Raw genomic sequence first — 19711 nt, forward strand, 5'->3', positions numbered from 1 at the left:
CCGGGTCGACGTGGCAGAAAAGAAACGGGGGGAATCGCCCCCCCCGTCTCGGTCGTGTCTTACTTCATTGTCGTTTCGTCGGATACAGTTGCCTGTGTCGCTGCCAGTTCCGGATCGGGAACGAGACCATAGTCCGAAAGCGGTCCGCCGGGACCGGCAATATCGTCCGAGACGAAGAATTCGGCGTATTCCTTCAGTCCGGGGATGACACCCAGATGCGCTGCCTTGATGTAGAAATACAACGGACGCGATACCGGGTATTCACCCGAAGCGATGGTCTCGGTCGAAGGCGTGACGCCATTCATCGTCGCAACCTTCAGCTTGTCGGTGTTATTCTCGTAGAACGACAGGCCGAAGACGCCGATACCGTTGGCGTCGCTTTGGATGCGGGACAGGGTTTCGGTGTAGTCACCGTCGATGTCGACGCTGCGGCCATCGGCGCGGATCGACATGCAGGCGGTCTCGGCGTCGTCTTCGGACATGCCAGCGGACGTCATCCGCTCCAGCGCGCCAGTATCTTCGCATCCCTGAAGGATCACCTTTTCCTCGAAGACTTCACGGGTGCCGTGCTTGGTACCAGGGATGAAGGCCAGGATTTCTTCGGCAGGCAAGGCCGCATCGACGTCGGCCCAGGTGCTGTTGGTATTATCGACCAGCGCTCCGTCCTCGCCGGGGATCTGAGAGGCGAGTGCCAGATACCACTGCGACGGCGTGAAATCGTTGTAGGCCGGGCCGTCCTGCTGGCTGGCGAAAACGATGCCATCATAACCGATACGGACTTCGATGATATCCGTGACACCGGCGTCGGCGCAGGCAGAAAGTTCCTTGTCGCGGATTTTGCGCGAAGCGTTGGCGATGTCGATGGTATTCTCGCCGACGCCTTCGCAGAACCGCTTCAGACCGGCGGAGGAGCCGCCTGATTCCACCACCGGGGTCGGGAAACCGAAGTTCTCGCCGAAGGCTTCGGCGACGATGGACGCATAGGGCAGAACGGTGGACGACCCGGCGATCTGGACCTGTTCGCGCGCTGTTGCCACGGTGGCCGAGAGGGCGATGATTGCAAAACCCGAAACGGTGGCTTTGTTTATGGACATGGAATGCTCCTGGTTGGCATTTGACGTCAGGCGAACCCCGTCTTGAGGTGCGCTCTGGGCAGCACTAGTCAATTCGCGTTGGCCTTTTGTGACGAAAGCGTAACGGTTTTATGACAGTCGGTTCTGTGAAAGTCATGACGCAGCGTTAACTGGCCGGCAGGATCACCGTAACTTCTGTCCCCTGCCCTTCGACGCTTTCGATCCGAAGGCGCCCCCGATGTCGGTTGACGATATGCTTGACGATGGCAAGGCCCAGCCCCGTGCCGCCTTGCGTCCGCGACCGCCCCGTGTCGACGCGGTAGAATCGTTCAGTCAGTCGCGGAACATGCTCCGGCGGAATTCCCGGCCCCGTATCACTCACGGTCAGCCGCCAGGCCGGGCCGCGCAGCACCGGCTCGCGGTCGATATGGAGCAGGCTCAGGCTGACAATCCCGGGATGTGCGCCGTATTTGATCGCGTTCTCGATCAGGTTGCTTACGATCTGGACCAGTTGATCCCGATCACCGATAACCTGTGCGGACGCAGGTGCATCGAAGCGGATTTCGACCGCATCCGCCTCGGCTCCGGGTCGCAGCATGCCGATCGTTTCGGACACCAGTGCCGCCATGTCTATGCGGTCGGTGGGCCGCTTGCGTGACTGACCCTCCAACCGGCTAAGCGACAGCAGGTCGGACACAAGCCTGTTCATCCGCGCCGTCTCCTGCGCCATAAGCGCCAGAAAGCGGTCGCGCCCCTTCGGATCTTCACGCGCGGGACCCTGCAATGTCTCGATAAATCCCATAATGGCGGTCAACGGGGTTTTCAGCTCGTGGCTGACGTTGCCGACAAAGTCACGACGCATCGACTCGCCTGCCCGTGCCTCTGACAGGTCGCGAAACACCAGAAGGACCTGCCGCCTCCCGTCCGGTACCGGAATCGGCGAGACCGTCACCTCGAACAGCGTTTCGACGGCGCCCGTGCTGTGGACGAAACGGGTGACACCGGGTTTGCCCTCTGCAAAGGCCTCCTCGACCGGCTGGAGCAGGGAAGGCTGACGCAACACGCTGACATAGGACCGACCGACAACCCAGACGCCGAGCCGATCCTGCGCGGCCGGGTTGGCGACCGCCACCCGCCCGGCGGCATCCAGCAGCATTGCCGGTTCCGCCAGCGCATTCAGAATTGCTTCAATCATATCGGGGCTTCCGGTCAGGCCAGCGGGATCGGCATTGCCTATTCCAGGCACAGGGTTCGATCAATGATCAGCAAACCCCAGAGCGTCACAGTGTTACTCGGACCCGGCCAAACCTGGCCGGAATCTAATTCCCCGGTAAACCGCGGCTTAGCGCGCGGCATCCAGTGCGACGGTGAAGTCGTGCTGCAACAACTCCAACGGCTCGCAGCCGATGGAAACACGAAAGAACCCTTCCGTAATGCCGAGCGCGGCACGGCCTTCGGGCGTCAGGCCACGATGACTGCTGGACGCCGGATGCGACAGCGTCGTGCCGACATCGCCCAATGTCGGCGCGAAGGCGAGGTTCGGCGCGGCCTGGGTCAGCGCATTGGCCTGCGCCCGCCCGCCCTTCAGCCGGAAACTGACCATATTGCCCCACTGCCCGTCCAGCAGCGCGCCTGCCCGATTGTGGTCGGGATGATCGGACCTGCCCGGATAAAGCACCGTCTCGACCGCGTCATGATCCGCGAAAAGCTGCGCCATCGCGGCGGCGTTGGCCTGCGCCCGTTCGAACCGCATGTCAAACGTATACAGGCCCCGCTCCGCCATCCAGCAATCCCAGGGACTTGGCGTCAGACCCAGTGTGACGTTGGTGTCGTAGATCGCCTTGCGGTGGTCCGGATCACGCGCCAGCACATATCCCAGCGTGACGTCCGAATGCCCTGCCAGAAGCTTGGTCACCGAATGGATCACGACATCCGCGCCGCGTGCATAGGCCGGAAAACCGTAGGGCGTGGTAAAGGTGTTGTCGATGACTAGGATCAGACCGCGGTCCTTGGCCAGCCGTTCAATTCCCTCCATGTCGGCGATCCGCAGGGTGGGATTCGACACTACTTCGACCAGCATCAACCTGGTCGCAGGCGTGATCGCCGCCTCCATCGCCGGGACATCGGTGGGGTCAACAAGCGTCGAGGTTATGCCCCATCGCGGCAGATCCTGCACCATCATCCGCAGGCTGCGCCCATAAAGCTGATTGCCGCCGACGATATGATCGCCTGCTGACAGCAGGCCCAGAAGCGTGGCGGTCACTGCGGACATGCCGGAGCCTGTTATAATGCCGCCTTCCCCGCCCTCCAGCCGGTCTATCATTCCGGCCAGAACATCGGCGTTCGGATGACCCTCGCGCCCATAGGTGTATCCCTTGGCGCGTCCTCCGTATTGATCGTCCAGCGCGTCGGGACTGGGCGAGGAATAGACGACCGAGGGCTGCAACGGTGTGACGACCGCGCGGCTGACGCTGCTTGGGAAGGCCGTCCGGCGGACGAGGTTCGGGCGTTTCGACATGAACGTCGCCTTATATACTACTGATTATGAGCGGATCGCCCCGTTTCCGGTAACGAGGTATTTGAAGCTGGTCAATTGTTCGGCCCCGACCGGCCCACGTGCATGCATCTTGCCGGTGGCGATGCCGATTTCAGCGCCCATTCCGAACTCTCCGCCGTCGGCGAACTGGGTCGATGCATTGTGCATGAGTATCGCCGAGTCCAGTCGCTCGAAAAAGCGGGCCACAGGGGCGGCCTCTTCGGCGATAATGCAATCGGTATGATTGCTGCCGTATTGGCGGATATGTGCGATAGCCTCGTCAATGTTTTCAACCACTTTCGCGGCGATGGTCATGTCGAGGTATTCGGTTCCCCAATCGTCGTCCGTCGCCACGACACTGCCCTGCAACCCCTCGCCTGCATGAACCTCGACGCCTTCGCGCATCAGGTCGGCGATGATGTCTGCACCCAGTGTGTCGGCCACGTCACGGTGGATCAGCAGGCATTCTGCGGCGCCGCAGATGCCGGTGCGGCGGGTCTTGGCGTTCATGATGATCTTGCGCGCCATGTCCGCATCGGCAGAGGCGTCGACATAGATATGAACGATGCCTTCCAGATGGGCGAAGACCGGCACCCGCGCCTCGCGGCTGACCAACCCGACCAGACCCTTGCCGCCGCGCGGGACGATGACGTCGATATGGTCGGTTGCGTTCAGCATGGCGCTGACGGCGGCGCGGTCGCGGGTCGGGATCAGCTGGATCGCAGCCTCCGGCAGGCCTGCGCTCCGAAGCCCTACCACCATCGCGGCATGGATCGCGCGGCTGGAATGAAAACTCTCGGAGCCGCCGCGCAGGATGACGGCGTTCCCGGCCTTCAGGCACAGCGCACCGGCATCGGCGGTGACGTTGGGACGGCTTTCATAGATCACGCCGACCACGCCCAGCGGCGTCGTGACGCGGCGGATATGAAGCCCGTTGGGCCGGTCCCATTCCGCCAGTATGCGCCCCACTGGATCGGGCTGTTCGGCGATGGAGCGCAGGCTGTCGATGATGTCGCGGATGCGGTCTTCGTCCAGCGCCAGACGATCCATCATTGCGTCGGTCAGACCCTTCTCGCGACCATATGCCAGGTCCTTGGCGTTCGCGGCCAACACGTCGCCCCGGCGTGCCCAGAGCGCTTCGGCGGCACCGATCAGGGCCGCATGCTTGCGTTCGGCCGAGGCACAGGCGAGTTCGGAAGCCGCCGCGCAGGCTGCTTCGCCGATACCCTTCATCAGGGCGGGAATGTCGTCGGTCAGGTCTTTCATCGGAGCACTCCGTCAGAGGGCCATGTCGTCGCGGTGGATCAGTGCCGCCCGTCCCGGATAGCCCAGCGTTCCGGCGATGTCACTGGATCGAAGGCCCTTGATCGTCCGTGCTTCGTCGGCGGTGTAGCGGATCAGGCCCTGCCCGATCTTGCGCCCGTCGGGTCCTTCGATGGTTACCGGATCGCCGCGCCCGAACGCACCGCCGACATAGCTGACGCCCGCGGGCAACAGCGATTTGCCGTCGGCCAGGGCATTCGCCGCGCCATCGTCGATTGCCACGGTCCCGCGCGTCTTCATCGACGCGATCCAGCGCTTTCGTGCGGCACGCGGATCGTCCCGGGCCAGAAACCATGTCGCCCTGGCGCCTGCGGCCAATGCCGAAAGCGGACGGTCACCGCCCCGCGTGATGACCAGCGCGCAACCCGCTTCGGTCGCGGTACGGGCGGCCATGATCTTGGTGATCATGCCGCCCTTCGATAGGCCGGAGACCCCCTCACCCGCCATGGCGGCGATGTCGTCGGTGATCGTCTCCACCACTGACAGATGTTGAGCGTCTGGGTCGATATTCGGGTTTGATGTATAAAGCCCGTCGACGTCCGACAGCAGGACGCAGATGTCCGCACCGGCCATCGCCGCGACCTGCGCGGCAAGACGGTCATTGTCACCGAAGCGTATCTCATCGGTGGCAATGGTATCGTTTTCATTAACGATTGGCACGACGCCGAGGTTGAGAAGCGTCTCGAAGGTCGCACGCATATTGAGGTAACGGCGGCGGTTTTCGCTGTCGTCCAGTGTCAGCAGGATCTGGGCCGAAGGGGCCAGCACCTCGTCATAGGCAGCGACCAGGCGCAACTGGCCGACGGCGGCGGCGGCCTGCGATTCCTCCAACGACAAGGGCGGCGTCAGACCCAGGACTCGGCGGCCAAGGGCGATCGAACCGGACGATACCAGGATCACCTGCACGCCCGCCTGCTGCAATTCGACCACATCTGCGGCCAGACCGGCCAGCCACGGCGCGCGGACAGCGCCCGTCTCGGTATCTACCAGAAGGGCCGAGCCGATCTTGACGACGACCCGTCGCGCGTCGCGCAGCGCGACGGCCCCGTGGCCGGATGTCAGACCGGTGACCACGGGGCGTCCGAGATGCTTTCATCCGGCTCCGATGCGGGCGCGCGTCCAATCAGGATCCGGAGGGCGCGCAACACGTCTGTCACGCCGTCGCCCGACACGCCGGACATGGTCATGACCTCGCTTCCGATGGCCTCCGACAGGGCGGCGCGCTTTTCTTCCAGCTGATCGTCGGGGATGGCGTCGGTCTTGTTCAGGACCGTCAGGCGCGGCTTGTCGACAAGGTCTTCGCCATACATCTCAAGCTCGGTTATGATGGTCTGATAATCCTCGACCACATTATCGGTGGTGCCGTCGACCAGATGCAGCAGCGCGCCGGACCGCTCAACGTGGCCCAGAAAACGGTCGCCCAGGCCCCGGCCTTCATGTGCACCCGCGATCAGGCCGGGAATATCCGCGACAACGAATTCGATCCCGTCGACCGCCACGATACCAAGGTTCGGAACCAGCGTGGTGAAAGGATAGTCGGCAATCTTGGGCCGCGCGTTCGAGGTCGCAGCCAGAAACGTCGACTTGCCCGCGTTGGGCAGGCCCAGAAGGCCCACGTCCGCAATCAGCTTCAGGCGCAGCCAGATTTCCCGCTCCACGCCTTCCTGTCCCGGATTGGCACGACGCGGCGCCTGGTTGGTCGAGGATTTGAAATGCAGGTTGCCGAAGCCGCCGTTGCCGCCCTTGGCCAGCACGATGCGCTGATCGGGCTTGTCCATATCGGCGATGACGGTTTCCTGATCGGCGTCGAGGATTTCCGTGCCGACGGGAACATGCAGGACGATGCTGTCGCCATCCTTGCCGGTGCGTTGCTTGCCCATGCCGCCCTGCCCTGACCTGGCGAAGAAGTGCTGCTGATAGCGGAAGTCGATCAGGGTGTTCAGACCCTCGACGGTTTCGACGATGACATCGCCGCCGCGCCCACCATTGCCGCCATCAGGGCCACCGTATTCGATGTATTTCTCGCGCCGGAACGATACAGCACCCGCCCCTCCGCCGCCGGAGCGGATATATACACGTGCGAGGTCGAGAAACTTCATGAGACTGGTATCCGCTGGGCGATCAGACCCGTCCGATAGACGCCTTTGCCCAGAGGCTCAAGCGATGGGGTCACACCTTGCTGGCGGGCATCTGCCGAATATAGGTCCAGGTCGGAACGACGGCGTTGCGCGCGACGCAAAACGTCTCGGCGTCACCGATGTAGTCGAACCCGGCGTTGGTCAGAACACGGGCCGAGGCCGGGTTGTCCTGAAAGATCGTTCCGAAAATCTGTTTGGCATTCATCGGGTTCGCTTCGATCAGCGCGGTCACAGCCTCGGATGCAAGGCCGGTGTTCCAAACGGCAGGTCCAACCCAGTAACCGATTTCCCACTGGTCGCGGTCCATTCGCTTAAGGCTTACGACCCCGACAATTTCATCAAGCCCGGCGGCGGTCGCGTCCATCGCCCAGACGGTATCCTCTCCTTCGCCCGCCATGACACGGGTGACGAAGGCATCGGTTGCACCCGGCGGCAGGGGGTGCGGAATCGACGGTGTGTTCAACGCTACGCGCTTGTCGCCCGCATAGAGGTCGATGAGACCCATGTCGCTGCGCCGCAGGGGTCGCAGCGTCAGGCGACTGGTGGTCAGTATGGCCTGGTCACCGGTTTCGACACGATCGACGCGCAGGGGCGCACGTTGCGGGGTCATTACGTTCCTCCTCCGAACAATACGAACAAAACACTAACTACGGTAAGGGTGGCGAGGGTCCACATCAGGTAACGTTCCCCGGTGGTGCCGCGAAGGTGATGAGCGACCAGGCTGCCGCCCCAGGTCCAGAGCGGGTGCAACACAACCTGTGTCGCCAGAAGGATCGCGGCGATGGTCGCCGTCGCCTGCAAAGCGGGCGTGCCGGGAGCGGTGAAGGCGGTGAACCCGCCGGTGATCATCGCCCAGGCCTTTGGGTTGAGGGGGTGAACAATCAGCCCGGCAAGAAAACCCGGTGCCTTTGCCGCGCCCCTATGTTCCAGGCGCATGTGTGCAACGCGCCAGGCCAACCAGACGATATAGGCAGCGGAGATCCATTTCAGCGTCTCGAATGCCCAGGGCGCGCGGTCGGCCAATTCCATCAGACCGAAGCCGACAGGCCAGATGACAAGCTGCTTGCCAAGTGCAACGCCCGCCACGAAGGGCAGCGCCGCGCGCAAACCGTGGGCCGCACCCGTGGTCATCAACGCCATGTTCGCCGGGCCGGGTGTGCCGACCTGACTGATGGCGAAGGCCACGAAGGGAAGGACTGCAACGCTCAATCCGGCACCCATTCGGAGGCCAGAAGTCCCATCATCACATCGTCGCGCCAGCCGTCGGCGGTGCGCGCCGACTGGCGCTCGCGTCCTTCGGTGACGAAACCCAGTTTGGCATAGCACCGGATCGCCCGTTCATTGGTGTCGAGAACCCGCAGCGACAACCGGTTCAGACCCATGCCATCGAAGGCCTGTTCAATCACGAGACGCAATGCTTCGGTGCCGTATCCCTGCCCCAGATGCGCTGCATCCAGCAGGCCGATGGCAAGGTTTGCCCGACGGTCAGCCATGACGTGGCTATGCAGACGCACTGTTCCGATCAGATCGCCGCCCAGGGTGATCATCCACGCCAGCGCCGCCTGTTGCTCCGCCAGCCATCCTTGGCATGCCGTTTCGGTCAACGACGGCACGGTCGCAGAATCCATGCCGTAGGCCTGCAAGACCTCCGATGAGTGGCCCAGGGCCAGCCGCCTCGCCGCATCACCGGATTGTGGCGCACGCAGAACGATGCGCGGTCCCGTCAGGGTCGGCACATGCGGCTGATCGGCAGCATGGGGGATGCGGTTGATCATCGGAACCTCGCGGTCAGATGGGGGCATGAACGACGAAGGGGACCGGCTTGTCGCCGATCCCCTTGAAAAGGTGAACCTGAAGGTTCGGCTTACTCGGCTGCCTCCGCCACGGGAAGGACGCTGATATAGGTGCGGCCCTTGAAGCCCTTGCGGAACGTCACGGCGCCGTCGGTCGTGGCAAAGATCGTATGATCCCGACCAAGGCCCACGCCTTCGCCCGGCCACCATTTGGTGCCGCGCTGACGCACGATGATGTTGCCTGCGATGGCCGCCTGGCCACCGAAAAGTTTCACGCCCAGACGACGACCCGCAGAATCGCGGCCGTTGCGGGAGGAGCCACCGGCTTTCTTGTGTGCCATCTGTCCTTACTCCTGTTCTGCGGCGAACTTGGTCGCCTGATCGATCCAATCGTCGCGCTCGATGCGACCCTTGAACGACAGCTTGTCATCCATGTATTCGATTTCGGCCGGTCCCCAAGCGGAGATCTGGTCGAAGTGGAATACACCATTCTCGTGCAGCAGGCCTTCCAGCTTGGGACCCACGCCAGAGATCTTCTTCAGATCGTCGGCCTTGTCCCCGCGCGCTGCTTTCAGCAGGTTGCCGGGCTTGCTTCCGACCGAGGCTTCGGCTGCATCGGCCTTCTTTGCAGCAGCCTTCTTGGGAGCCGCGGCCTGCTTCGTGTCGGCCGCGTTCTTGGCGACGACAGCACCGGCAGCAACGGCGGCACCAGCGGCGACAGCCGCACCGGTGGCCACAGCCACCTTGGTTGCGGTCGAAACACCGTCATCCGACTTCTTGCCGGCGACCGACTTGTTGCCAGACTTCGACGTCTTGGGCTTGTTCGACGCGGGCTTGGCGGCGGCCTTGTCTGCGGCCGACAGTGACCCGGTGCCCGTCGCAACCTTGACGCCCGACTTGTCACCACCCGAGGCCAAGATCGACGTGATCCGCAGCAACGTCAGCTTCTGGCGGTGGCCCTTGGTGCGCTGCGACGAATGTTTCCGGCGGCGCTTGACGAAATGGATCAGCTTTTCGCCCTTGATCTGATCGATCACGTCGGCCTGAACGGCGGCTCCGGCGATCAGGGGCGCGCCGACGGTGACCTTGTCTCCGCCGAGCATCAGCACATCGTTGAACTGGATCGTATCACCGGCTTCTGCAGCCAGACGCTCCACGCGAAGCACGTCGCCTTCGGCGACCCGGTACTGCTTCCCACCGGTTTTCAGAACGGCAAACATCCGCTCTCTCCTTGCTATATATCCGCGTCCTGCGGTCCCCCTTTCGGGGCGTTCCGGCCGACACCCATCGGATGCCAGACCACCTCGGACAGCGCGTCCCAAGGGGACAGGCGTAAAAATCAATTGGCCGCAAGAATCCTTACGGCCACGACGGGGCTATTTCACGCGGTCCCATGCCTGTCAAGGCAAGGCCGGGCTTGAGCGGGGCCGAAAGTATCAGCGGGTCAGAATACCACTTGTGCCATGAACCAAGCTGCCGCAACGCTCTGCCCGCAGGGAATCATTCCGAATGCCACATCGGCCCAACGGATCATGGCGGCATTATAAAAGCGGTCATCGGGGCCGCGCGGGCACCGATCTGATCCGTCGCAGGGTTTGGCCCGGATAGCGCCTGCGCCGAGGCCTCGGTGCTCCCGGTCGATCGGTTCGGTCAACGGACCCTACAGGGCCCCAGAGTGCTGAACACTGACAGTTCCTTTCATGCCACGCCCCTCCCGCATCAAGCCCTTCGCGTGTGAGCACCGGTACAAGGGAGTGAGAGTCGCATAACCCGGCGCAGGGTTAAGATACAAAATGAGGCCCGATCCTCTTGCGGCAGTCGCGCCTCTTGCCTAAAGACGCGCCACCACCCGTGCGGAGAGGTGCCGGAGTGGTCGAACGGGACGGTTTCGAAAACCGTTGTGGATTAACGTCTACCCAGGGTTCGAATCCCTGTCTCTCCGCCACTAACACCTGTAAGTAATTGTTTTTAAATAACTTGTAAGGTGGCACGGAATTCTTCCCCCTAAAATTTCCCCGTTGCAGCTACGTTCTTTGGGTGGCTGTGGCGTCGTCTGACACTTCTCTCACCGTACGCGGCTGCGCCGTTCCAGAAAAATGACATCACGCCACTGCCCCGCCAAAGGCCCGTGCGTCATCCGCCCCAACCCGCGACGCGTGCCCAGAACGTCGAATCCTAAATTGCGATGCAAGGCCAGACTGGCATGATTTTCAGGGAAAATCTGCGCCACAAGGGTCCACCAGCCCGCCGCTTCACTGTCGGCGACAAGACGCGACAACAATGCCTTTCCCAGTCCCCGCCCGACAGCCTGGGCGGCGACATATGTGCTGACTTCGCCGACCCCCGCATAGGTATCACGGGTCGAGGTCGGGGCAAGCGCGGACCAGCCCAGAATGGTCCCGTGCTCTTCGGCCACCAGGGCAAGTGCATACGCGTCGTGGAACGCGTCCCAATCAATCGGCTCAGCCCGGAAGGACGCGTGCCCGGTGGTCAGCCCTTCGGCATGGATCGCCGTGATCTGCATCGCATCGGCGGGCCGCGGCGGGCGCAGGATCATATCCTAGCGTCCCCGGAACAGGCCGCCAAGTACGCCCCGCACGATCGACCGCCCGGCGCGCGTGCCCAGCGACCGGGCAAAGGACTTGGCAAAGGCCTCGCCGACACTGTCGCCCCGCCGCGTCCGCTTCGACGTCGACCGGCTGACACCGCCACCGCTATAGCGCCGGCCGGCCTTGTATTCGCGCACCGCCGCCTCGGCCTGTTCCTCCTCCGCCTCGGACTGCTCAGCGGCCTTTGCGGCGGCGTCCGCCCGTTTCGCCAAGACTTCGAAGGCGCTTTCGCGATCGACCTCAGTTTCGTATTTTCCGGCAAGGCCCGATGACTGCACCACGTCCTTGCGCTGCGCATCCGTGATCGGCCCCAGTTGCGAAGCGGGCGGACGGATCAACGTCCGCTCGGCCACACCGGGGATGCCCTTGCGTTCCAGGAGCGATGTGACCGCCTCGCCCACACCGACCTCGCGGATCGCATCTTCGATATCGAAACGCGGGTTTTCGCGGTAATTCTGCGCCGCCTGCCGCAGGGCCTTCCTGTCCTTGGCTGTGAACGCGCGCAGGGCGTGCTGGATGCGGTTGCCAAGCTGGCCCAGAATATCCTCTGGAATGTCCTCGGGGTTCTGGGTCACGAAATAGACCCCTACGCCCTTGGATCGGATCAGACGCGCAACCTGTTCCACTTTATCTATCAGGGCTTTGGGCGCATCATCGAACAGTAGGTGCGCCTCGTCGAAGAAGAACACCAGCTTGGGTTTGTCCGGGTCGCCGATCTCGGGCAATTGTTCGAACAATTCGGAAAGCAGCCACATCAGAAACGTCGCATAGAGCCGTGGTGAAGCCATCAGTTTGTCGGCGGCCAACACGTTAACCATTCCGCGCCCGTCTTCCGTCAACCGGAACAGGTCGTCCAGATCGAGCGCCGGTTCCCCGAACAGCAACGCACCGCCCTGCGTCTCGAGTGTCAGAAGCGCCCGCTGGATCGCCCCGACCGAGGCGCTGGCCACATTGCCATATCGCGTCGACAGCGTCTTGCGGTTCTCGGCCACCCAGACAAGCAATGATTGCAGATCCTTCAGATCAAGCAGGGCCAGGCCTTCCTCGTCAGCGACACGGAAGGCAATGTTCAACACACCTTCCTGGGCGTCGGACAACTCCATCAGACGGGCCAGCAGAAGGGGACCCATCTCGGACACGGTGGTGCGGACCGGGTGGCCGGATTCGCCCCACAGATCCCAGAAGGTGACGGGCGCTGATGCATAGGTCAGGTCCAGCCCGATTTTATCCGCGCGTTCGGTGAAGGCGTCGTGCAGCTTGTGCCCATCGGACCCGGCCCACGCCAGTCCGGACAGATCGCCTTTGACGTCCGACAGGAACACCGGCACGCCCGCGTCCGAGAACCCCTGCGCCAGGATTTGCAGCGTCACAGTCTTGCCAGTTCCGGTCGCGCCCGCGATCAACCCATGCCGGTTCGCATAGTCCAGCCGCAGGTTCTGCGCCGTGGCATAGGCATCTCCGCCCCCCCCTGCGAATATCACATCCTTGTCGTTCGCCATATGTTCACCCCATCTTAACCTTACCCTGACATAACAGTCCCGAGCTGCGACGCACAGGGTCGCGTCCCGGCTCACCTCCCTGTCGAACTGGCCGCGCTGTCCTTGGATGGCGCGGTCCTTTTCTTATCCGGCACGGGGTCATAACCCAGCCGCAAATACACAGTACTGTGAAATATGTCGTTGACGGGTTGCAGAACGCTGCTTAGGGTCCGCCATATCAAGTCGGCCAGTCCGACGGGGAGAGAAAAAATAAAATGAAAAAGGGTCTGTTCACAGACCCTTTTTCTTTGCCTCGCTGGAAGTTGGCCCGGCGGCGGCTTTTGATCGCCGGAAGTCGTCGAAGCCCCCTGCACCTTTGCGGTGGCGCATGCTAAGTCAGCTTCGGAAATGACCTCACGAGGAGAGTTGAACGTGACCATAGCACTGATCCGCCCGCATTCCGCACTCGTTGCCGCGCTGGCCCTTGCCCTTACCTTCGCATCGCCCGCTTCTGCCCAGGATGCCGCAGGTGACACAGCCGACGAGACGCCGGCGCCGACGTCTCCGGGTGGAGATCTGACCACCGGCCAGAGCGTTGGTCAGGCCCTTGGCGGCGGACCCGAAATATATGTGCGCGAAGAGCATGGCGACTGGGAAATCCGCTGCCTGAAAGCGCCCGAAGGACAGGACGACCCTTGCCAGCTGTATCAGCGTCTGGCCGATCAGCAGGGCAACCCGACAGCCGACGTGAACTTCTTCGATCTGCCCGATGGCAACGAGATCGTCGCCGGGGCCACGGTGCTGACACCGCTGCAGACGCTGTTGACGGCGCAGGTCACGATGACCGTCGATGGCGGCCAGCCGCGCCGCTATCCCTACAGCTTCTGCGACACCACGGGTTGCTACAGCAGGATGGGCTTCACCGCCGAAGATATCGCCGCCTTCAAACGCGGTGCCAAGGCCACGCTTATTGTCGTCCCTGCCCTGGCGCCTGACCAGCGGGCCGAACTGACGATGTCACTGATTGGATTCACTGCCGGTATGGCGGCAATCGAAGTGGCGAACGACAACTGACCCGTTCCGAATCCAATTCCTGAAAGGGCGTCCTTCGGGGCGCCCTTTTCGTCGATCAGACAGCGCGCAGCGCCAGCACCGCATTCATGCCGCCAAATGCAAAGGCATTCGACAGGCTGGCCCGCACCACTGCCTCCCGTGCCGTGTTCGGCACGATGTCCAGCGCGCATTCCGGATCGGGTTCCCGCCAGTTCGCCGTGGGCGGGATCACCCCGTCGCGCAGCGCCATGATACAGGCCAGAAGTTCGATCGCCCCTGTCGCGCCGATGCAATGGCCGTGCATCGACTTGGTGGAACTGATGGCGAGACGGTCCGCATGGGGGCCGAATACATGGGCGACAGCGGCGCTTTCAGTCTTGTCGTTTACTGCCGTGCCTGTGCCGTGCGCGTTGATATACCCGATGTCCGACGGGGTCATGCTCGCGTCGCGCAACGCCCCCGCCATCGCCCGCTCGGCACCCTGACGGGAGGGCATGACAATGTCCGACGCGTCGGACGTCATCGCCACACCCGCGACTTCAGCCAGAATTTCCGCGCCCCGCGCCCGCGCCCGTCCGTATTCTTCCAGAACGAAGATCCCCGCCCCCTCGCCCTGGACCATGCCTGACCGGGTGGCGCAAAACGGGCGGCAGGTATCACGCGACATTACGCGCAGACCTTCCCACGCCTTGACCCCGCCGAAGCAAAGCATCGCCTCGGCCCCGCCGGTCACCATGACGTCGGCCATGCCGGAACGGACGAACTGGAATGCCTGCCCGATGGCATGGTTCGAAGAGGCGCAGGCCGTCGCCACGGTAAAGGACGGACCTTTGAGGTTGTATTCCATCGACAGATGCGCGGCGGCGGCGTTGTTCATCAGCTTGGGCACGACGAAGGGGTGGACGCGGTTCTTACCCTCTTCGTAGACGACGCGGTAATTCTCATCCTGGGTGTTCAGACCACCGCCGGACGTGCCGAGAATGACACCGGACCGCGCCGCAAGCTCGCCCGAAAACGCAAGCCCCGACTGTGCCAGCGCCTGTCCCGCTGCCAGCAAAGCGAATTGCGTGTACCGGTCGAACAGCGCGATCTGCTGGCGATTGAAATGCGCACTCTCATCATAGTCCCTGACCTGCGCGCCGATGCGGATGGTCAGGCGGTCGGCATCGCGGATATCGAGGTCACCAATTGCGCAATGACCCTCACGCATGGCGGCCATGGTCGACGCCACATCGATGCCCAAAGCGTTGATGGTGCCCGCGCCAGTGATGACGACCCGCCTCATGAGGGGTCGGTCACCCCGCGTTGCTCGCACACCAGACGGGTCACCGCCTCCACGATCGCGCCCACGGAGGAGACGTCGAAGTCGGACTTGGCAGGTTCGTTGGCATTGAACGGAACCTGGATGTCGAACGCCTCCTCGATGGCGAAAATGGCTTCGACCAACCCCATGGAATCAACGCCCAGATCGGCCGGAACCGAGGCGTCGCTGACGTCCGTCGTGTCGATCATCGCCTGATCCGCCACGATTTCATGGACGCGCGCCCGGATGTCATGTTTTGTCGTCATTCCCGTCCCCTAGCCCCTTTTTCATGACAATTGCACGAAGGCTGGCCAGTTGTTCCAATGCGCGCGGCAAACGGCGCAGGGCACGATACATCGCCATGTTCGTTTCCATCTTCACCGCAGGAGAGCCCATGACGACTTCGCCGTCGCGGACACGCGAATAGATGTCGCTGCCCCCCCCCGCGACCACGTCGTTGCCGATCGTGATGTTGTCGTTGACCCCCACCTTGCCCGCCAGTACCACCCGGTTGCCGATCGTCGTGCCACCCGCAATGCCGACGTGACCGCACAGCAGGCAATCTTCTCCGATCCGGTTGTTGTGGCCGATCTGGACATGGTTATCGATCTTGGTACCGCGTCCGATGGTGGTATCCGCTACCGTTCCCTTGTCGATGGCAGAGTTTGCGCCGACCTCGACATCGTCGCCGATGGTCACCGATCCCAAGGAATGGATGCGGATCCAGCGCTGTTCGCTTATATCGCCCTGATCTCCGAGCGTCTTTCGGGCGCGCTCGACCCCCGACTCCTCGGGCGTGACAAAACTGAAACCGTCACCGCCGATCACGGCATTGGGCTGTGCGATGAACCGGTCGCCGATGTTTACCCGCGATCCGATGCGGACACCTGACATCAACAACACGTCGTCGCCGATCAACGCGTCTTCCGCGATGGTGACATGCGCCGCGATGCGGGCCCGTGCACCGATGCGGACACCCGCACCGATGACAGCGAGAGGCCCGATGGCCGCACCCTCGCCGATGATCGCATCTTTTTCAACAATGGCAGAGGGATGCACGCCGATGTTCATGCGTGGTCCACTATCCAGCGCGGCGGTGACCCCAGCCATCGCCAGCCGGGCGCGTGGCACCAGAATAGCTCCGCGCAGGCCGAAACTTTCCCAATCCGCGCCATCCCACAGGATCGCGGCTCGGGCCTGACCGGCGTTCAACGCATCGGCGTAGTCAGGTGACATCGCAAGGGCAAGATCGTCCGGTCCGGCCACAGCGGGTTCTGCGGCACGATGCAGGGTCAGCGATCCATCCCCGAGAACCGGCTGGCCCAGAACTTCGGCGATGTGTGCAAGCGTGAACATGGCGGTCCTCCTGGGGTGGCGTGCCCCTTTCGACGCCGATCTAACCCTGCAACGCGCCCAATTCCACCCCGGCCTCGCGCCGCGCAGTCAGCTCGCTGCATGCGCAGGGATCGTCCGGATAATTAATGCAGTCAGGATTTTCCGGGTTCATTCATTATTTCCAAAGAAAGTGCTTGTAGGCAGGTTGGCAACAGGACTCGAAAAGGTTCCATCCCGATCACCGATGGGCGAAATTCTGCTTATTGGCTGTGCAGGTGTCATCAGAAGTGGAGAATCGAAAAAATTATGCCACACCGACGAGGTCACATGGGGATGAGACACCTGAGGCCGCAAAGACGGTCCAAGACAGTGAATGGGGCAATTATCGTGAATGAACACACCTCAACGGGCGTGCAGGCATCTTCGATGCCGATTTCTTTAACCAGACGCGGACTTCTCGGCGCTTTTGCTGCGACTGCGGTCGCTGCTGCGCCAACATATTCCAAAGCTGCAGGGTTTCTGCGTGGCGGCGGCGACATCCGATCCATTAAAATGCACAACGCCCGTACCGGCGAAAGCATGGAGACGATCTATTGGGTCGAGGGCGATTATGTCCGCGATGCCCTTGCTGAAATCAGCTTTTTCTTCCGCGACTGGCGCCGGAATGAGGTCAAGCCGATCGACAACCGCGCCGTCGATATCATCTCCGCGACCCATCGTCTGGTCGATACGCGTGAACCGTTCCTTCTTCTGTCGGGCTATCGCTCGCCCGCGACGAACGCGATGCTGCGATCGCGGTCCAGCGGTGTCGCGCGCAACTCTCTTCACCTGAAGTGCCAGGCCGCAGATATCCGTCTGTCTTCGCGGTCCGTCAATCAGGTTTCGCGTGCGGCCGCATCCATCTCCGCGGGCGGTGTGGGAAAATATTCACGGTCGAACTTCACGCATGTTGATTGCGGCTCCGTCCGCAATTGGGGTGCCTGACAGCTTCTCCGATTTTCTTCTGCTAAACGATCAGCCGCCCTGTTGCCCCGGGGTGGCTTTCTCGGGTTATATGTGTCAGGTTCCGTCCTTGTGGGCAGGATTTCCTAAAAACATATGATCCGTGGTTCATTATGCTCCATGTTTTGGCAGACCGCGACGTGACGGCATGGCACAGGCGGTCACATATCTCACCTCAATTTGGCTGCGACGTGCTGCACCTTCAGATCGGGCAATCAGTCTTCTGCGAACTTCGGTCGCGCGATACCCGGCAAATTCGGACACTTCAGACGGGTCGTTGAAGCGTTCGAGGAACTGGCCACCGCATATACCGTAGTGCTGGCACGCATATCCGTCGGGCCATGAACGCGAGATTACGAAGTAACGCTCCAGCTCAGGATACTTTGCCATTTGGAGGCGGCTGCCGGGACGAATTCAGATGAAGCCCTGACAGGTTAAAAGGTCCCGATCTTAATCCAGTTATGGAAACACGAAACAGCGATCCCGTCGAATCGACAGCCACATCACCGTTCCAGGCTTCGGCAGGAACACAGCGGGCACCGTGGCCGTGACGCGGCTGGTCGCGTCGTCCATCAGAAATTCCACCAGGCTTTCTTTGCCCATGAATCTTGCGCGCAGAACCGTTCCGCGCGCGGGCGCCCCCTCCGCAGGAGTCGGCGACGGTCCCTTGCCCGCCCGGTCGAAATCGATGCGCACATGCTGGGGCCGGAACACGATGTCGACGGCAGTCCCATCCGGCAGACCGGGGGCCAGGAACTGACCAAATGGCGTATCCGTCAATGCGCCGTAAACTTCGCCAGATAGAACATTGATATCACTGAAAAATGCCGCTGCTTCCCGATCAATGGGAGCATTGTAGATATTATAGGGTGCGGCCTGTTGCACGATCCGCCCGTCCCGCATCAGCGCGATTTCATCGGCCATCCGCATGGCTTCGTCCGGCTCGTGCGTGACCAGAAGAACGGCGGTCCCTTCCTCCTTCAGGACGGACAGGGTCGCGTCCCGAATCTCATCGCGCAGACGATTGTCGAGCCCCGAGAAAGGCTCATCCATAAGCATGATCTTCGGTCGCGGTGCCAGCGCGCGGGCAAGGGCCACACGCTGTTGCTCGCCACCTGACAGCTCGTGCGGATGCTTGTCATCATACCCGACCAGATCAATGCGGGTCAGCAATTCGGCGATCCGGGCGGCCGACACCGCATCGCGTGGCAAACCGAACCCGATGTTGCGGGCGACTGAAAGATGCGGGAACAGGGCGAAGTCCTGGAACATCAGACCCACGCCCCGCGCCTCGGGCGGAACATGAGTGCGGGCATCGGCCACGATCTCGCCGTTCAACCGGACCGTTCCGGCATCCTGCCGGTCGACTCCCGCGATAATCCGCAATGTCGTCGACTTGCCACAGCCCGAGGGGCCCAGAAGACAGGTCACCTGCCCTGCCGGAACCGACAGAGAAATACCATCGACGACGTTGCGCCCGCCCAGGTGGCGGACCAGTCCTTCGGTCTGCAGGCGTGGCGTCATTGAATACCCGAGCATTAAAGTCAGGCGTGCCTAACAGCCGAATTGCAAGGGGTAAAGCGGATCAGAGAACCTCGCCGACCTGCTTTTCCTGCCGGGTATAAAGATAAATCAGGAAGCTGAGCAGTATGACAAGACCCATCGTCACCCATGGCATGACGCCACCGCCGACCAGCGCGATGATCGTGGGGTTTGCAAAAAACGCTGCCCAGACCGCCAGCACGACAAGCGTCAGAAACGCGAACGCCGTCATCCATACTGCAGGACGCAGATGTGCCAACAGACACAGTGACCCGATCAGGGCCAGCGCGACATGCGCCCCCCAGACACCCTGGACCCAGGCCGGCACCCCGGCGAGCCAGTCGATCTGCTCGGGCGGATACATATCCAGCCACCCCATTTGGAGTCCGTAGGACACCATCACGTATTCTGCCAGGGAGACGAGTCCGTATCCCAGCGAGATCAATCCCATGACGTAGAAATGCCAGCGCTGCATGTCGCCTCCGCGCGTTACCTCAGAAGGGCGACTTATCACGAAAACCGACCG

General features: G+C 62.3%; 20 protein-coding genes and 1 tRNA gene. 3 read left to right on the forward strand and 18 right to left on the reverse strand.

The window, feature by feature from the left end; all coding sequences use genetic code 11:
- Positions 1–59: 59 nt before the first annotated feature.
- From AC13C2_RS09875 to rplU, 11 genes are all read right to left on the reverse strand, one after another.
- Positions 60–1094 (reverse strand): substrate-binding domain-containing protein, encoded by a 1035-nt coding sequence (locus AC13C2_RS09875; protein WP_092761436.1) that lies wholly within the window; start codon positions 1092–1094, stop codon positions 60–62.
- A gap of 145 nt (positions 1095–1239) precedes the next feature.
- Positions 1240–2268, reverse strand: a complete 1029-nt coding sequence (locus AC13C2_RS09880; RefSeq protein ID WP_482886706.1) for an ATP-binding protein — start codon at positions 2266–2268, stop codon at positions 1240–1242.
- A gap of 147 nt (positions 2269–2415) precedes the next feature.
- A complete protein-coding gene (locus AC13C2_RS09885) occupies positions 2416–3591 on the reverse strand; it encodes a trans-sulfuration enzyme family protein (protein ID WP_482886707.1) in 1176 nt (391 codons plus the stop codon).
- Positions 3592–3615: 24 nt separating this feature from the next.
- Positions 3616–4875 carry a glutamate-5-semialdehyde dehydrogenase gene (locus tag AC13C2_RS09890; protein ID WP_482886708.1) on the reverse strand — a complete coding sequence of 420 codons (1260 nt, stop codon included), beginning with the start codon at positions 4873–4875 and terminating at the stop codon, positions 3616–3618.
- A 12-nt stretch (positions 4876–4887) separates the two neighbouring features.
- Positions 4888–5994, reverse strand: a complete 1107-nt coding sequence (gene proB / locus AC13C2_RS09895; RefSeq protein ID WP_482887006.1) for a glutamate 5-kinase — start codon at positions 5992–5994, stop codon at positions 4888–4890.
- Positions 5991–7031, reverse strand: a complete 1041-nt coding sequence (gene obgE / locus AC13C2_RS09900; protein ID WP_482886709.1) for a GTPase ObgE — start codon at positions 7029–7031, stop codon at positions 5991–5993. The genes proB and obgE overlap by 4 nt, the downstream gene beginning before the upstream one ends.
- A gap of 70 nt (positions 7032–7101) precedes the next feature.
- The gene (locus AC13C2_RS09905; protein WP_424337798.1) at positions 7102–7680 is read right to left on the reverse strand and encodes a GNAT family N-acetyltransferase; all 579 of its coding nucleotides are present in this window, start codon (positions 7678–7680) and stop codon (positions 7102–7104) included.
- A complete protein-coding gene (locus AC13C2_RS09910) occupies positions 7680–8279 on the reverse strand; it encodes a LysE family translocator (RefSeq protein ID WP_482886710.1) in 600 nt (199 codons plus the stop codon). The genes AC13C2_RS09905 and AC13C2_RS09910 overlap by 1 nt, the downstream gene beginning before the upstream one ends.
- On the reverse strand, positions 8276–8845 hold the full coding sequence (locus AC13C2_RS09915; protein ID WP_482886712.1) for a GNAT family N-acetyltransferase: 570 nt from the start codon (positions 8843–8845) through the stop codon (positions 8276–8278). Before AC13C2_RS09915 ends, AC13C2_RS09910 begins: the two co-directional genes overlap by 4 nt.
- An 89-nt stretch (positions 8846–8934) precedes the next feature.
- Positions 8935–9204, reverse strand: a complete 270-nt coding sequence (gene rpmA, locus AC13C2_RS09920) for a 50S ribosomal protein L27 (RefSeq protein WP_092761450.1) — start codon at positions 9202–9204, stop codon at positions 8935–8937.
- A gap of 6 nt (positions 9205–9210) precedes the next feature.
- A complete protein-coding gene (gene rplU, locus AC13C2_RS09925; protein WP_482886713.1) occupies positions 9211–10083 on the reverse strand; it encodes a 50S ribosomal protein L21 in 873 nt (290 codons plus the stop codon).
- A gap of 635 nt (positions 10084–10718) precedes the next feature.
- Between rplU and AC13C2_RS09930 the strand changes: the two genes are divergently transcribed.
- Positions 10719–10808 (forward strand) — tRNA-Ser (locus AC13C2_RS09930).
- Between the two features lie 120 nt (positions 10809–10928).
- Here AC13C2_RS09930 and AC13C2_RS09935 read toward each other — a convergent pair.
- Together AC13C2_RS09935 and AC13C2_RS09940 are read right to left on the reverse strand one after the other, a co-directional pair.
- Positions 10929–11420: a GNAT family N-acetyltransferase gene (locus AC13C2_RS09935; protein WP_482886714.1), complete on the reverse strand. Its 492-nt coding sequence runs from the start codon at positions 11418–11420 to the stop codon at positions 10929–10931.
- 3 nt (positions 11421–11423) lie between these two features.
- Complete coding sequence (locus tag AC13C2_RS09940; protein ID WP_482886715.1) at positions 11424–12971, reverse strand: helicase HerA-like domain-containing protein; 1548 nt, start codon at positions 12969–12971, stop codon at positions 11424–11426.
- Between the two features lie 411 nt (positions 12972–13382).
- Between AC13C2_RS09940 and AC13C2_RS09945 the strand changes: the two genes are divergently transcribed.
- Complete coding sequence (locus AC13C2_RS09945) at positions 13383–14024, forward strand: invasion associated locus B family protein (RefSeq protein WP_245737542.1); 642 nt, start codon at positions 13383–13385, stop codon at positions 14022–14024.
- A gap of 55 nt (positions 14025–14079) precedes the next feature.
- On the opposite strand, the gene AC13C2_RS09950 is transcribed toward AC13C2_RS09945, so the two are convergent.
- Genes AC13C2_RS09950 through lpxD form a run of 3 tightly spaced genes read right to left on the reverse strand, consistent with a single transcriptional unit; the run spans position 14080 to position 16662 of the window.
- A complete protein-coding gene (locus AC13C2_RS09950; RefSeq protein WP_482886716.1) occupies positions 14080–15288 on the reverse strand; it encodes a beta-ketoacyl-[acyl-carrier-protein] synthase family protein in 1209 nt (402 codons plus the stop codon).
- Positions 15285–15572 carry an acyl carrier protein gene (locus tag AC13C2_RS09955; protein ID WP_092761463.1) on the reverse strand — a complete coding sequence of 96 codons (288 nt, stop codon included), beginning with the start codon at positions 15570–15572 and terminating at the stop codon, positions 15285–15287. The genes AC13C2_RS09950 and AC13C2_RS09955 overlap by 4 nt, the downstream gene beginning before the upstream one ends.
- Positions 15556–16662, reverse strand: a complete 1107-nt coding sequence (gene lpxD / locus AC13C2_RS09960; RefSeq protein ID WP_092761465.1) for a UDP-3-O-(3-hydroxymyristoyl)glucosamine N-acyltransferase — start codon at positions 16660–16662, stop codon at positions 15556–15558. The genes AC13C2_RS09955 and lpxD overlap by 17 nt, the downstream gene beginning before the upstream one ends.
- Before the next feature lie 405 nt (positions 16663–17067).
- On the opposite strand from lpxD, the gene mepK reads away from it, so the two are divergent.
- On the forward strand, positions 17068–17625 hold the full coding sequence (gene mepK / locus AC13C2_RS09965; RefSeq protein ID WP_092761467.1) for a peptidoglycan L,D-endopeptidase MepK: 558 nt from the start codon (positions 17068–17070) through the stop codon (positions 17623–17625).
- A 477-nt stretch (positions 17626–18102) separates the two neighbouring features.
- On the opposite strand, the gene AC13C2_RS09970 is transcribed toward mepK, so the two are convergent.
- Both AC13C2_RS09970 and AC13C2_RS09975 read right to left on the reverse strand, forming a co-directional pair.
- Positions 18103–19167 (reverse strand): ABC transporter ATP-binding protein, encoded by a 1065-nt coding sequence (locus AC13C2_RS09970; RefSeq protein WP_482886717.1) that lies wholly within the window; start codon positions 19165–19167, stop codon positions 18103–18105.
- Positions 19168–19228: 61 nt separating this feature from the next.
- Entirely contained in the window at positions 19229–19660 is a 432-nt protein-coding gene (locus tag AC13C2_RS09975) for a hypothetical protein (RefSeq protein ID WP_482886718.1), read from the reverse strand.
- Positions 19661–19711 lie beyond the last annotated feature (51 nt).

Source organism: Jannaschia sp. L-14R (assembly GCF_056857695.1).